The following is a 14,126-nucleotide window of genomic DNA, read 5'->3' on the forward strand; positions in this document are numbered from 1 at the left end:
GCCGCCGTTATATGCTGAGAGTCTCCATTATGCGGAGCATATCCTTATCCAGCGGCCTGCGCTCTTCCCATGCTTTTTGGAGCGGGGAGGCGACTATTTCTCCGCCTATGCGTCCTACCATCATGCCCATCTTGCCGTCCAGCAGGCACTCTACCGCAGCATATCCCAGCTTCGCGGCGAGCACCGCGTCGAAGCACGACGGTGAACCTCCGCGCTGGATATGTCCGAGAACGACTATCCTAGGGTCATAGTCGCATTTGCCCTTGAGTTTGTCGGCGAGCTCGTGCGCCGGCATTACGCCCTCGGCAAGCACGATTATCGAATGCGTTTTACCGTGTTCCTTCGCGTAATGAACCTTTTTTATTATCGCCTCTATATCGGCCGGTATCTCCGGCACAAGTACGAATTCCGCGCCGCACGCGACGGCCGTTTCAAGCGCCAGGAAGCCGGCGTTGCGGCCCATCACCTCGACGATGAACATACGGTCGTGGCTCGACGCAGTATCGCGCAGTTTGCTTATACATTCAAGCGCCGTGTTACAGGCCGTATCGAAGCCTATTGTGCAGTCGGTCCCTGCCATGTCGTTGTCTATCGTACCGGGAACGCCTATGACCTGTATTCCGCGTTTGTGCAGTTCGAGCGCGCCGTGGAACGATCCGTCTCCGCCTATTACGACCAGAGCGTCTATGTCGTTCTCGCGAAGTTTTGCAGCCCCGGCGTTGACGCCCTCGGGACGCATAAATTCCGCGCATCTGGCGGTGCGCAGTATCGTGCCGCCGTGCATCAGTATGCCGCCGACCGAGCTGCGAGTCAGAGGAACGAAGTCTCCGTCGAGAAGCCCCTCGAAGCCGCGCCTTATGCCTATAACGTCCAGCCCGTGATACAAGGCCGTGCGCGTAACCGCGCGTATCGAAGCGTTCATCCCCGGCGCGTCGCCGCCGCTTGTTAACACACCAATCCTTCGAAGCATGTTTTTATCCTCCTTGCCCGCTCTTTTCCGTTTACACGAAGATATTATAACAGATACTGCGGCTCTTCCGGGCCGTCTGAGGCTTCGGCAGAGCCGCGCGTCCTGCGCGACCATAGCATTACGGCGGCGGGAACGGCGCCGGCCTTTCTGAGTGCCGCGATGGCGGCGCGCGCCGTGCCGCCGGTTGTGTATACATCATCGACGAGTATAACGCGTTTCCCGCGCAGCCGTTCAGAAACTCTGAACGAAGCTCCGGAGACGCCCGCGCGTTCGGCGGCGTTCCGTCCACTCTGCGGCGCGCGGCGTTCGGCCCACGACATGGCGCGGGCCTCAACGTCGAGCCCGCGGCGCGAAGCTATGCCGCGCGCCAGCAGCTCGGTCTGATTGTACGCGCGCCGGCTGCCTTTGTGCAGCGGGAGCGGAACGATGCAGTCCGCTTCTATTCCTTCTGCAAGCTTCGACATGCGCGCGCCCATCGCGAGCCCGAGAGCCCGCATGTTCCTATATTTGAGAGCGAGAATGAAATCCCTCGCCGCTCCCTCGTGGAAGGCCGCGGCGTAGCACGGGACGCCGCCGTAACAGCACGGCCTGCCGTAAGGCCCGCCGCACTCCGCGCAGAACGGAGGCGGCGGCTGCGACGCGGCGTCGTTCAGACATTCTTCGCAGAAAGGCACCGCAAGACGCCCGCAGGCCGGACAGCTGCTTGGAAAGATAATGTGCAGAAGTTCACCGAAGACGTATGGAAGGCGCAAAATCAAGCAAAATGGGCGGCCCTAGGGCCGCCCGGTAAATTTACGGCTTACGCGAAACGCTTCGCCGCGTTTTTGAGAGTCTCGGCCTTGTCCGTGCGCTCCCACGCCGGCATCGGGTCGAGGTCGATGCGCCCCATGTGCCCGTAGGCGGCGAGACGCTTGTACTGCGGCTTGCGCAGGTCGAGGTCGCGGATTATCGCCGCGGGGCGGAAGTCGAAGTTTTCGCGGAGCAGCTCCGTGATTTCCTCGTCCTTTATCTTGCCCGTGCCGAATGTCTCGACCATTATCGAGACCGGCCTCGCCACGCCTATAGCGTACGCCACCTGTATCTGGCAGGCGTCGGCGAGCCCAGCCGCCACGACGTTCTTCGCGGCGTAGCGCACCATGTACGCGCCGGAGCGGTCCACCTTGGTCGGGTCCTTGCCGGAGAACGCGCCGCCGCCGTGCGGGACTGCGCCGCCGTATGTATCGACTATTATCTTGCGCCCGGTGAGGCCGCTGTCGGCCTGCGGGCCGCCGAGGACGAAACGTCCCGTCGGGTTCACGAATATACGGAGCTTCGACGTAATCAGATTTGCTGGGATGACGGGCTTGATAACGTGCTCTATGATGTCCGCCTCGATCTGCTTCTGGTCGATCGCGGGGTGATGCTGCGTACTGATGACCACGGTGTCAACGCGGACGGGCTTTCCATTCTCGTATTCGACAGTTACCTGGCTCTTTCCGTCGGGGCGCAGATACGGCAGAGTCTTGTTCCTGCGGACCTCAGAAAGACGGCGCGCGAGCTTGTGCGCGAGCGATATCGGGAGCGGCATAAGCTCTTCCGTGTCGTTGCACGCGAATCCGACCATAAGCCCCTGGTCCCCAGCGCCTATGGCGTCGATCTCGTCATCGGAAAGCTCCTTAGCTTCCTTGGCCTTGTCCACGCCGAGCGCGATGTCGCAGGACTGCTCGTCTATCGTCGTTAGGACGGCGCAAGTGTCTCCGTCGAAACCGTACTTGGCGCGCGTGTAGCCTATTTCCTTGACGGTCTTGCGCGCGATTTTAGGAATGTCGACGTAGCAGTTCGTGCTTATCTCCCCGGCCACCATGACGAGCCCTGTCGTCACAAGCGTCTCACACGCGACGCGGCCCATCGGGTCAGCCTCGAGGATGGCGTCGAGGACGGCGTCGGATATTTGGTCTGCGAGTTTGTCAGGGTGTCCCTCCGTCACCGATTCAGACGAAATGAGATACCTTTCTTTGCTCATAATTCAAACACCTCCGTAAGGATTTATGATACTTCGGTTATTGTAACATCTGCGCGAAAATTTTTATATACGGCTTTGCGCAAAAGGCCGGCGAAACATCTGCGCCGGCGCGCCTCACATGGCGCGGAGCGCACGAAGGAACCCGCTCACGGCGCGAAGGCCGTTTTTCAGCGTCTCTTTGCCGCAGGCGTAGCCTATCCTGAAACAGCGCGGCTCGCCGAAACAGTCGCCCGGCGTGACGAACGCGCCGGTCTCCTTATACATAGCTTCGCAGAACTCGTAAGACGGCATGTCCGCGCCGTACCGTATCAGCGCCGTCGTCCCGCCGCGCGGCTTCACGTAATCGACGAGCGGTTCGCCGGAGACCCATTCGTCCAGGATTTCAAGATTTTCGCTCACTATGCTGCGGTTCCTCTCGAGCAGCTTTTCACCGTGCTTAAGCGCGAGCGCCGCGACCGACTCGTCGAGCATCCCGCAGCTTATGAGGTTGTAGTCCCTGTGCGAGTGGCAGCTTTTTATCACGCTCTCGTCGCGGCTCGCAATCCAGCCGAGGCGAAGCCCGGCGAGCGAAAAAACCTTCGACATGCCGCTGACGGAAATCCCTTTCTCGTAGATGTCCGCCATCGACTCGCTCCATTCTTCACCGGGCGTCAGATGACGGTACGCCTCGTCGCAGAGCACCCACGCCCCGGCGCTTCGCGCGATGTCCGCAATTTCCTCAAGCATCCGCGCGTCCATCAGCGCACCGGTGGGGTTGTTGGGGTTATTGACGCATATCATTTTGACGCCGCGTCCTGCCAGCCGCCTCAGCTCGCCCAAATCGGGCAGATATCCGTCCTCCCGCCGCAGACGCAGGATCGAGACCTCCGCGCCGAGAGATTCCGGAATTGAATATAGCTGCTGATACGTCGGCATGACGCTGACCACGCTGTCGCCAGGAGACAGCAGCGAGAGGAACACGTGATGATTCGCCCCGGACGCCCCGTGCGTCGGGACGACCTGTTCCGGCCTTATCGTTCGGTATAGCGCGCAGACCCCTTCCTTAAAAGCCGGCTGCCCCGCGATGTCTCCGTACGTCAGCCGTTTCGCCGAAAGAGCGTTCAGAAATTTTTCCTTGTTTTCTCCGGTCAGTTCGAAAAGCTGGTCGAGAGAGACGGAATCGACGCACGTTTCAGCTATATTGTATTTCGCCCCCGTTTCCCATGCGTTCATCCATTCCTCCACTTCAAACGGCTTGATATACATGCAGAACCCTCCTTATAAAAAATAAAGCGCCCGCGGCTCCCTTGTAACGCGCAGAGCGCGCCGTACCTACGGGAGACCGTGGACGCTTTTCACCCTCCGCCCGGTGGCGGAGGAAGCATTTACCCTATTTATGTTACGAAGATAACACGAACCGCTCTTTCGGTCAACGCCGGCTTCGAGCGAAGCCGGCCCGCCCACGGCGCTTTGCAAAAACGGGCTGCAAATAGTATGATGAAAGCGCTATGCGCGGATAAAGCGGCAGACACGAAAACATAAACTTAAGCGAGCGGCAGCGGGAGTGAACCAAATGGAAACAGAAAAAATAAACGCCCCGTCGCATATTGAGATACGCGGCGGGCGCGTACACAACTTAAAAAATATCGACGTGGACATACCTCTTCAGAAAATCGTAGCGATAGCCGGAGTATCTGGCTCCGGGAAATCGTCGCTGGCTCTCGGCATTCTTTACGCTGAGGGTTCTCGGCGCTACCTCGAGGCGCTCTCGACATACACGCGGCGGCGCATGACGCAGGCCGAGAAAGCGCAGGTAGACGACGTGCTCTACGTCCCCGCCGCGCTCGCGCTGCGCCAGAGGCCCGGCGTCCCAGGCATACGCAGCACGTTCGGCACGGGGACGGAGCTGCTGAACAGCCTGCGCCTCATGTATTCGAGGCTCGCGAGCCACAGATGCCCCAACGGCCATTATCTTCCGCCGTCCCTCAACGTGGCGGCGGGACTCGAGCTCGTCTGCCCGGTGTGCGGCGCGCACTTTTTCGCGCCGAGCGCGGAGGAGCTCGCATTCAACAGCCAGGGGGCGTGCAAGCGGTGCGACGGCACCGGCGTCGTCCGCACCGTAGACGAATCGACGCTCGTGCCGGACGAAAACCTGACCATCAACGAGGGCGCCGTCGCACCGTGGCAGACGCTGATGTGGTCGCTGATGAAGGACATCGCCCGCGAGATGGGCGTCAGGACGAACGTGCCCTTCAAAGACCTCACGCCGAAGGAGCGCGACATCGTATTCCACGGCCCCGCCGTCAAAAAAAGGATAATCTACCAGAACAAGACGAGCGGTGCGGCGGGAGACATGGATTTCACATACTTCAACGCGACGTACACGGTGGAAAACGCTCTGGCTCACGTAAAGGACGAAAAAGGCATGAAACGCGTCGAAAAATTCCTGTGCCAGGACGTCTGCCCGGACTGCGGCGGCACGAGGCTCTCCGAGGCCGCGCGCGCGCCGAAGCTGCGCGGAATATCGCTCGCCGACGCATGCAAAATGACGCTCGCAGAGCTGTCCGAGTGGGTCGCGGGCGTCCCCGCTTCGCTTCCGACGGAGATGCGCCCGATGGCCGAAAGCATCTGCGACTCGTTCCACGGCGCGGCGAAACGGCTGACCGACCTCGGCCTTTCATACCTGACCATCGACCGCGCCGCCTCGACCCTCTCGACGGGAGAGCGCCAGCGCATGCAGCTCGCGCGCGCCGTGCGCAACAGGACGACGGGCGTGCTTTACGTTCTCGACGAACCGTCGATAGGTCTTCACCCGTCGAACATGGAGGGGCTGACCGGAGTCATGCGCGACCTTCTCTCCGACGGCAACACGGTGATCCTCGTAGACCACGACGTGAACGTGCTGAAAGAGGCGGACTGGCTCGTCGAGCTCGGCCCCGAGGCCGGAGCGGGCGGCGGAAGGATCATCGCGCAGGGAAGCATTGAAGAAGTCGAGAAGAACCCTGCGTCGAAGATAGCCGGATTCCTGACCGGCGAGCGCGTCATCGACGTGGGGAACCACGTCCCGGCCGGCAAGATGTTCGACCTCGGAACGATAAGCCTCTCGACCTCCGACATACACACTGTGAAGCCGCTCGACGCGGATTTCCCGAAAGGGCGCATGACGGCGGTCACAGGCGTCTCCGGCTCCGGAAAGACCACGCTGATACTCGAAAGCCTCATCCCGGCGCTCGAAGCGAAGATAAAGGGGGCTAAACTGCCGCCGCACGTTAAATCCGTAACGGCGGAGGGAATCCGCCAGGTCAAACTGATAGACGCGACCCCGATAGGCGTCAACGTCCGCTCCACCGTAGCGACATACGCCGACGTGCATGACGAGCTGCGCAAAATCTACGCACGCACGCCCGACGCGAAGGCGAAGGGCTACAAAGCGGGCGACTTTTCCTACAACACCGGGAAGCTGCGCTGCCCCGTCTGCGACGGCACGGGAGAAATAAGCCTCGACATACAGTTCCTGCCGGATGTGGACATTCCGTGTCCCGAGTGCGGCGGCTCGCGTTACTCCAAGGAAGCCGGCCTCGTCCGCCGTTTCCCGAAAAAATCAGAAAAAGGCTATTCGCTTCCGGAGCTCATGGACATGAGCATAGACGAAGCGCTCGAAGTCTGCGCCGACCTTCCGAACGTGAAGCGCAGGCTCGAAGTGCTGCACGGCCTCGGCCTCGGATACCTCACGCTAGGCGAAGAAACCCCGAGCCTCTCAGGCGGCGAGGCGCAGAGGCTGAAGCTCGCGAGCGAAATGGGAAAAGGACAGTCCGACTCCGTGTTCGTATTCGACGAGCCGACGATCGGCCTGCACCCCCTCGACGTTGAGACGCTGCTGAAAGTTTTCAAAAATCTGATAGACAGCGGCGCGACCGTCATAGTCATAGAACACGACCTCGACGTGATACGCAACTCCGACTACGTGATAGACATGGGCCCCGGCGGCGGCGCGGAAGGCGGCACGATAGTAGCACGCGGCACGCCTGAAGAAATATGCCGCTGCGCGGAGAGCAAGACCGGTTACTATCTGAAAAAATACATCGGATAATCAAAAATCCGGCGCGATGCGGAAAATTTTCCGACGCGCCGGATTTCGTATATTTTGCGGAGCTTTTATAGTTGTTTAACTAATAAAAAAGCTGCTTTCATCGTCATTCCGCACTTGACGCGGAATCTCGTGTCTTTAAATTCATGAGGCCTCGGTGAACACAAGTCACTGGATGCCGCGTCGGAGCGCGGCATGACGGAAAAACGTTTTCCTTGTAAAGTTTACTCACTATACGCACTTGTCCGCACGCCCGCGGCGTTGTCGCGTACGCTCTTGATTGCGGCAAGCAGCGCGGTCCGCCTGCCGGCGTCGAAAAGTTTGACGAAGCTCACGGGCTTGTCGAACGGCGGCTTTTGAAGCTCTGCGCCCTCGATATATCCGTTCTGCTCTATATAGCTGATGATTTTGCGTATAAAAGTTATCTGGTTCTGATTCAGCGACTGGTCGTCGATGAACGCGGAAAACGCCTTCATCGCCGCCTCGTGATCGAGCTTCGCTATGCGCCGCACGAGAAGGCCGAAGGGCGTCTCTCCGTATTCGCGCCTGTAATCCTCGGCGCTGCCGAGTTCGACGGTCAGGATGCGTTCCAGCGTACCGTAGTCCTCCGCCGTCAGCGGCAGGTTGTGCGTCAGCTTATGGATAGCAGGAATGTCCGCGTGCTCGTTGATATAGCGGTTCACCTTAGCGCGGTAGTTCTCGAAATCATACGGCTCGCCGAGCGGCTCTCCCTCGCGCCGTTCAAGCACCGGGTCGGCGAGCTTCGTCACCACGAGCCTGCGCTCGTCGCCGCCGTCGTCGAGGAACTTGATAAGCTCGCGCAGTTCGCGCCGCGCCTTTTCAAAGATCAAAATATCCCCCGCCGCCCAAAATTCCTCCGTTCCTATTTCGCGGATAAAATCAAGCTTCTCGGCTATCTGAGGTATGCTCGCCCTGCGTTCCAGCGCCGAGGCTACGGAGCAGAGCTGCGCCTTCGCGCGGCGGAAAGCCGGGGAATTTTCGATGCGCGCGAGCATCAGGCCGTACATGAAATTATCGAAGCGGCCCGCCATTTCGTCGCGCCCGTCGCCGCAGACGAGCGGCGCGACGTACAGCGTCAGCTCGTGCCTGTCCTCGTCGCCGATATGGACGAACGCCTCCTCGCGCTTATATTTTTCGACGTAGCGCCTGCGCAGCCGCACGCTCGCAAGATTCGTATTCAGAGCCGCCACCTGCTCGCGGCAGCCTTCCGCAAGCTCGCGCCGCCAGTTACGGAAATCTTCGTCCGAATACGCGCCGTCCTCGAGAGCGGCGCAAAGGCGTATCCGTTTGCAGAAAACGCTCTCCGCGAGCGACTTCGTCTCGCGCCCTTCGTATCCTTCCTTGTGCGCGCGGAAATATTCGAAATTCCCGCAGTAGTCGAAAATTATAAAACGGCGCTTGTCAGTGTACTCGCCGTCAATATTGTCTACGCAGCCGAGCCCTTTGCAGAGCCGCGTGCCGCGCCCTATCATCTGCCAGAATTTCGTTTTCGAGCGAACTTTCTTGAAAAATACGAGATTCACGGCTTCCGGCACGTCTATGCCCGTGTCCATCATATCGACGGAAACGGCGATGTGAGGCTCCCTGTCCGCGATTTTAAAATCGTCTATGACCTTCTGCGCGTATGCGTCGGCGCAGACCGCGCGCTGCGCGAATCCGCCCTTCAGCCGTGGATAAAGCTTGTTGAAGCGCTGTATGATAAACTCCGCGTGTCTGGTGTTCTGCGCGAAAATAATGGTCTTGCCTATGCGGTCGCCTCCCGCCGTGCGTATGCCGTTCTCCATCAGATCCTGCAAAACGGCGTCGCACGTCTCCTCGTTGAAGACGAACCTGTTGAGCTGCGCGGAGGGTATAAAATCAGGCATTGAGCCGTCGTCCTCCGCGAAATCCTCTTCGTAGCGCTCTTTATCCTCTTCGGAAAGGTCGTCGTAGGTTATCCCCTCTTCGAGGAACTTCGTCCTGACCTCGTAATTGTAGTACGGCACGAGCACCTTGTCCGTATTCACCGCCGTCTCGTAGTCGTATGCGTAAGTCGGCACGCCGTGCTCCATTTCGAAAAAGTCGTAGGTGTTGCGGTCAACGTCGGTCTTCGGCGTCGCGGTAAGGCCGACGAGCGCCGCGTCGAAATATTCGAAAATAGCGCGGTATTTCTTGAAAATGCTCCTATGGCTCTCGTCAATGATGATAAGGTCGAAATGCGCGGGAGTGAAAAGCCGCCGCCCGTCCTCCGTCTTCGCCGAGTCTATCGCGTTCAGCATCGTCGGATAGGTCGAAAAGACTATGCGCGCCTCTTTGTCGTCCCTGTTTGAGCAGAGATTGCAGAGCGACATATCCGGCAGGTAATTCTTGAAATCGTCCTTCGCCTGCTTCACGAGCGCCACACGGTCGGCGAGGAACAGGACGTTCGTCACGTAACCGCCGCGGCTCAGCACGTCCGTGAGGCTCGACGCCGTGCGCGTCTTTCCCGTCCCCGTCGCCATCACCAGCAGATGCCTGCGCGCGCCGCGCTCTATCTGCGCGCAGACGGCGCGTATCGCCTCCTTCTGGTAATAGCGGTCGGTGATTTTGTCGTCTATCTTTATTTCAGAAAGCGGGCGGCGCTCCGCCCTGCGGTCGATCAGCTTCTGCAGATCGCCGGGCGAGAATATCCCGCTCACACGACGCTGCGGCGCGCTCATGTCGTCCCAGAAATACGTGTCGAAGCCGTTCGTCGTAAAAATCACCGGCCTCCGCCCGAATTTCCGTTCGAGCGCATCGGCGTAGAGCTTCGCCTGCGTGCGTCCCGCGTTCGCATCGCGGCTCGCGCGCTTCGCCTCCACGACGGCGAGCGGCAGCCCGTCGCGCCCGAAAAGCACGTAGTCGGCGAATCCGGCCTGCCCAGGAACGCCGGCCATATCCGCGACTTCGTATTCCTCCGCGACGTTAGCGCCCGGGCCGGAAAACGTCCATCCGGCCTCCTTCATATCCACGTCTATGTAAATCTTGCGCGTGCGGAACTCGGAAATATCCTCCGGCTCGAACCTGCGCGTTTCGCGGTGCGCTTCCTTCTCTGCGGTATAGCGCGCGGACATCGCGCGAATCTGTCCGAGAAGCTCTTCGATACGCGCATCCTTCTCGGCGAGCAGCCGCTCGCCCTCCGCGGCCCTCTTTTCCGCCTCCGCGCCGCGAGATGCGGGAATCCGACTTGCGTCGAAACTCCGTTCCTCGTAGTCCGCGCCGTAGCAGTAATCTATCCATTCCACGAACTCGAAGAGCGCGCGCAGCGAAGCGAGCGCTTCCTCATGAGTCACGCCGCGCCCCGTGTGTACCGCGAGATTGCCGAGCTTCACGATAAAAGGCAGCCTCCCCCACACTTTTTCATCGACTGCGCCGCGGAAAGTGTACTCGTGGATCAGCGACTGCAAATTATCGCGGTAGGGCATTTTCATCGTCTTGTCCGCCGCGTATACCCACTTCACCGCAAGCTCGAGCGCCTTGCGGCACCCCACGGCGCAAAGCGCGGGAGAGGCCGCGAGAATATTTTCCGCCTCGGCGCAGGCCGCGGCGAAAAGCGAATATTCGGGCTTTTGCTCTAAAAATGTGAAGTTGGGCATATGTATTACCCTTTCTTATTTATTGTATTTTCTTATCAACCTGTTTAATGCATTTGTAAACTCTTTAATATCTGCAAAATAATTGGGGTAAGCATGAGTCAAAGCATCAAAGGACTGCGCTGAGACCAAAACAATATCCAGTTTTTTTGCTCCATTTTGCAATTCTAATTTATTATATTCTTCTGTTGCTTTCTCAATTCCGCTAAAGCGATTAACTTTTAACAATGCATCGTTCACATCTAGTGCAAGCAAATAATATCCGGGGTTTTGACTTTTTGTAGTACGAGGTATATATGATGTTGCAAGTCCAATTGTATAAAGCTTATTAATAACTTCAAGTTCTTTCATTATTGCCATCAATTCAGCTACTACAACTTTTGCGTCTGTTGAAATACCTTCCACAACCTTTGTACCTTCTTGTATAGAAAATATCGCAGAGACAACTTTAAAAAACCTTAACCAGCGTTCTGACCCTTGGTTGAATTTTAACCCGTTTTGTGTAAATATGCCAACGGTCTCTACAGCAGTAGCCCACAAATGTTGTAGTTTGGTTCTTAATTGTATTTCAACTAGTAATCCATTATAGTCGTTTCTTTTATCGCTTCTGTACTTATATATGAGATGAATTCCTCTATAACCAGTCTCATTTTTAGGCAACGCAATATAATCTTTCTCGTTATGTAACTCATGACGAATACGTGAATTTTGTAGTTTTTCTTTTACAGCATATACTGCGTTTACATTAGGAAGTATTGCACGGCATCCCCCCAAATCTTGCATACGATATAATTGCATTTCAGGAAAGCGTTGTATTTTACCAATAATAGTTTCTAACCTTTTAAGACGTTGAACAACTATGGCACCTTTTATACCATCAATTTGATGTTTCAAGTTAATTGCGAATGTGTTCATTGGAAATGCATGCGCAGCTCGCCAATTATCTATTATTTGTAAACATTCTTGAAGCTCTTGCCCTTGGGCATGTCCAGAAGCGATTTTATTACCGGCGGTATTTATTTGTTTCTTAGTATATTCAACAGTTTTCCACATTATTCTACAACCTCTATGTCAGCACAAAAATATTTTTGCATTAACAACTTCCTTAACATGCTAAGTGTATCAAAGCCTTTTTGGACATTCAACATAATGCCATTAATATACTTAACAAAACGAGAATATTGTTTTTGCAATTCCATTGGTGGTAATGGAATTGTAATTTCTCGTGCTTTTTGTATTCCAAATGCAGGTTGCGATGTAGATTTCATTCCCAATTCAATGATATGTTCTTCTAAGATCTCTTTTCCTACCATTCTAGCTTTATTAAAATTTATACGATACATATTATAGTCACATTCAGTAAGCCCGATATATGGAATACCATTTTGTGAAAATGGAGGTGTTCTGTGACTCGGATGCGGGTCTACTATTTCGGCAATCTCACTAAGCTGGTGTTTTTGCCATTTTTTTCATCAAGTGAAACATCTCCAAACATCTCGACAAATTTGGATTTTACGAGTTCGTCGAGCTTGTCGAGCTGGCGGCGGCGTTTGGCTGTCAGTTCGCTGACTTTATGCAATTTTGCGCTGTTCATTGAGCGGCGGAAGCGGAATCTCCATTTTGCGCATATCAGCCTGCGTCAACTTTTTGCGCGTTGCACCGTTGACTAATCCAGACACGTCATAAAACATCAAAGAATAACATAGATAATCAACATCAACGCAATCTTTTGGTTTGAGAACATGCGCATGGTTATTTACCCAACATTTTCCAGAGACACGATAGGCTATCGGCTTGTCTTTTGAGCCCAAATTACCGCCGTCTTCTGCCAATAGTACTAATTCGTCGTCGAATATATAATCATCAACGTAATCTTGAACGCCGTTTGCGCCATAATACGGATAAGGGCCGGGCTTACGGTCTGACGCCGTTATTGGCACGCGCTGGCTGTCTAAAATTTCGCAAATGTCCCCCAGCCTCCCCCTCACAGCATTTCCTCCAATTCCGCGAGCCCCGACGTTATTTCCATTTCGAGCTCGTGAAGTTCCGCCATTATCTGCTCGGTCGGCGGGTAGTCGACGGGTTTGTATTCGACTTTTTTGTATTTGTTGACGGAGAGGTCGTAATCGTTTTCGGCGATCTCTTCCTTCGGCACGAGGAAGCTCTGTTCGGTGCGCTCGCGCGCCGCCTCTTGGTCGAGATTTCGGAAGCGCTCTACTATGTCAGGGATGTCGTTTTCGTCCGCGGGCGCGCGTTTGTCGTCGAGCGTGAAGCCGTCGGCCTTCATGTCGTAGAACCAGACCTTATCCGTGCCGCCCGCTCCGGTCTTGGTGAAGACGAGGACGGCGGTCGACACGCCGGAGTACGGTTTGAATACGCCCGACGGCATAGATATGACGGCGCGCAGCTGATGGTTCTCGACGAGCTCGCGGCGCAGTGTCCTGTGCGCCTTCGACGAGCCGAAGAGCACGCCGTCGGGCACGATGCAGGCACACCGCCCGCCTTTGCGCAGCATCCGCAGGAAGAGCGCGACGAAGAGCAGCTCGGTCTTTTTCGTGTTCGCCGCGGCCTTGAGGCTGTCGCTTATGCTCTCGGCGTCCACCGTTCCCGTGAAGGGCGGATTTGCGAGGCAGAGGGTGAATTTGTCGCTTATGCCGTTCTGTTTGGAAACGCTGTCTTTGTAGTCTATTTCGGGCCGCGTTACGGAGTGGAGCATGAGGTTCATCGCGGAGATGCGCAGCATCGTCCTGTCGGTGTCGAAGCCGGTGAAGGCCGGCCCTTCGAAGCGCTCCCACTGCTCCGCCGTCATTTCGCTTTCGTAATGGGCGCGTATGTATTCCGAAGCGGAGACGAGGAAGCCCGCCGTGCCGCAGGCGGGGTCGCAAATAACGTCGTCGGGCGTGGGGCGCGTGAGCTCCACCATCATGTCGCGTATGTGCTTCGGCGTGCGGAACTGCCCGTTGTGGCCAGCGGTGGAGAGTTTGCCGAGCATGTATTCGTAGAGGTCGCCCTGCATGTCGAGCCCCGTCAGGTCGTGTTCGTACAGGTCGTCGAGCCCCGTTATTATTTTCTGGAGAACCTGCGGCGTGGGAATGAGAAACATTGCGTCGCTCATGTAGCGCGCGAAAGCTCCGTTGTCCTCCGCGCCCGTGTCGCCGCGGATTTCTATAAGTTCGCCGCGTTCGTCGAAGTCCGGCAGACGTCCGCCCCGCATCGCTTTTATAGCGGGAAAGACGCGGCGCGAGACGACGTCGTATATTTCGCGCGGGTCTCTGTTTTTGAAGCGGCTCCAGCGCATCGACTGCCCCGCCTCAGACTGCGGAAATATGCGCGGCATCGCCCCGCCGCCCGCGTTTTCCATTTCTTCCGCTTCGAGCTCCTTTTCGTCGAGCGAGCGTATGAACATCAGATACGTGAGCTGTTCTATGACGGTCAGAGGATTGGTTATCCCGCCCGCCCAGATGTCCGTCTATATTT

General features: G+C 56.7%; 11 protein-coding genes. 1 reads left to right on the forward strand and 10 read right to left on the reverse strand.

Annotation, left to right across the window (positions count from 1 at the left end; all coding sequences use genetic code 11):
- Window positions 1–7 precede the first annotated feature (7 nt).
- The 4 genes from pfkA to B5F39_RS10695 form a co-directional block, all read right to left on the reverse strand.
- Window positions 8–970 (reverse strand): 6-phosphofructokinase, encoded by a 963-nt coding sequence (pfkA, locus tag B5F39_RS10680; RefSeq protein WP_087367223.1) that lies wholly within the window; start codon window positions 968–970, stop codon window positions 8–10.
- A 44-nt stretch (window positions 971–1,014) separates the two neighbouring features.
- On the reverse strand, window positions 1,015–1,644 hold the full coding sequence (locus tag B5F39_RS10685; RefSeq protein ID WP_143330725.1) for a phosphoribosyltransferase family protein: 630 nt from the start codon (window positions 1,642–1,644) through the stop codon (window positions 1,015–1,017).
- A 125-nt stretch (window positions 1,645–1,769) separates the two neighbouring features.
- On the reverse strand, window positions 1,770–2,972 hold the full coding sequence (metK, locus tag B5F39_RS10690; RefSeq protein WP_087367229.1) for a methionine adenosyltransferase: 1,203 nt from the start codon (window positions 2,970–2,972) through the stop codon (window positions 1,770–1,772).
- Window positions 2,973–3,086: 114 nt separating this feature from the next.
- The gene (locus B5F39_RS10695) at window positions 3,087–4,217 is read right to left on the reverse strand and encodes an aminotransferase (RefSeq protein WP_087367232.1); all 1,131 of its coding nucleotides are present in this window, start codon (window positions 4,215–4,217) and stop codon (window positions 3,087–3,089) included.
- Window positions 4,218–4,524: 307 nt separating this feature from the next.
- On the opposite strand from B5F39_RS10695, the gene B5F39_RS10700 reads away from it, so the two are divergent.
- Complete coding sequence (locus B5F39_RS10700; RefSeq protein ID WP_087367235.1) at window positions 4,525–7,041, forward strand: excinuclease ABC subunit A; 2,517 nt, start codon at window positions 4,525–4,527, stop codon at window positions 7,039–7,041.
- Window positions 7,042–7,262: 221 nt separating this feature from the next.
- Here B5F39_RS10700 and B5F39_RS10705 read toward each other — a convergent pair whose 3' ends face one another.
- From B5F39_RS10705 to B5F39_RS10720, 6 genes are all read right to left on the reverse strand, one after another.
- Complete coding sequence (locus B5F39_RS10705) at window positions 7,263–10,652, reverse strand: DEAD/DEAH box helicase family protein (RefSeq protein ID WP_087367238.1); 3,390 nt, start codon at window positions 10,650–10,652, stop codon at window positions 7,263–7,265.
- Between the two features lie 15 nt (window positions 10,653–10,667).
- Window positions 10,668–11,702, reverse strand: coding sequence for a RelA/SpoT domain-containing protein (locus tag B5F39_RS10710; RefSeq protein ID WP_087367240.1), 1,035 nt, complete (start codon window positions 11,700–11,702; stop codon window positions 10,668–10,670).
- Window positions 11,702–11,962 (reverse strand): hypothetical protein, encoded by a 261-nt coding sequence (locus B5F39_RS14090; protein WP_143330726.1) that lies wholly within the window; start codon window positions 11,960–11,962, stop codon window positions 11,702–11,704. The genes B5F39_RS10710 and B5F39_RS14090 overlap by 1 nt, the downstream gene beginning before the upstream one ends.
- 113 nt (window positions 11,963–12,075) lie before the next feature.
- Window positions 12,076–12,243, reverse strand: coding sequence for a hypothetical protein (locus B5F39_RS14460; RefSeq protein ID WP_204245106.1), 168 nt, complete (start codon window positions 12,241–12,243; stop codon window positions 12,076–12,078).
- On the reverse strand, window positions 12,221–12,637 hold the full coding sequence (locus tag B5F39_RS10715) for a restriction endonuclease subunit S (protein WP_204245107.1): 417 nt from the start codon (window positions 12,635–12,637) through the stop codon (window positions 12,221–12,223). The genes B5F39_RS14460 and B5F39_RS10715 overlap by 23 nt, the downstream gene beginning before the upstream one ends.
- Window positions 12,634–14,112 carry a class I SAM-dependent DNA methyltransferase gene (locus B5F39_RS10720; RefSeq protein ID WP_343217582.1) on the reverse strand — a complete coding sequence of 493 codons (1,479 nt, stop codon included), beginning with the start codon at window positions 14,110–14,112 and terminating at the stop codon, window positions 12,634–12,636. The genes B5F39_RS10715 and B5F39_RS10720 overlap by 4 nt, the downstream gene beginning before the upstream one ends.
- Between the last annotated feature and the right edge of the window lie 14 nt (window positions 14,113–14,126).

The organism is Cloacibacillus sp. An23, from assembly GCF_002159945.1.
In the GTDB taxonomy this organism is placed as follows: Bacteria; Synergistota; Synergistia; order Synergistales; family Synergistaceae; genus Caccocola.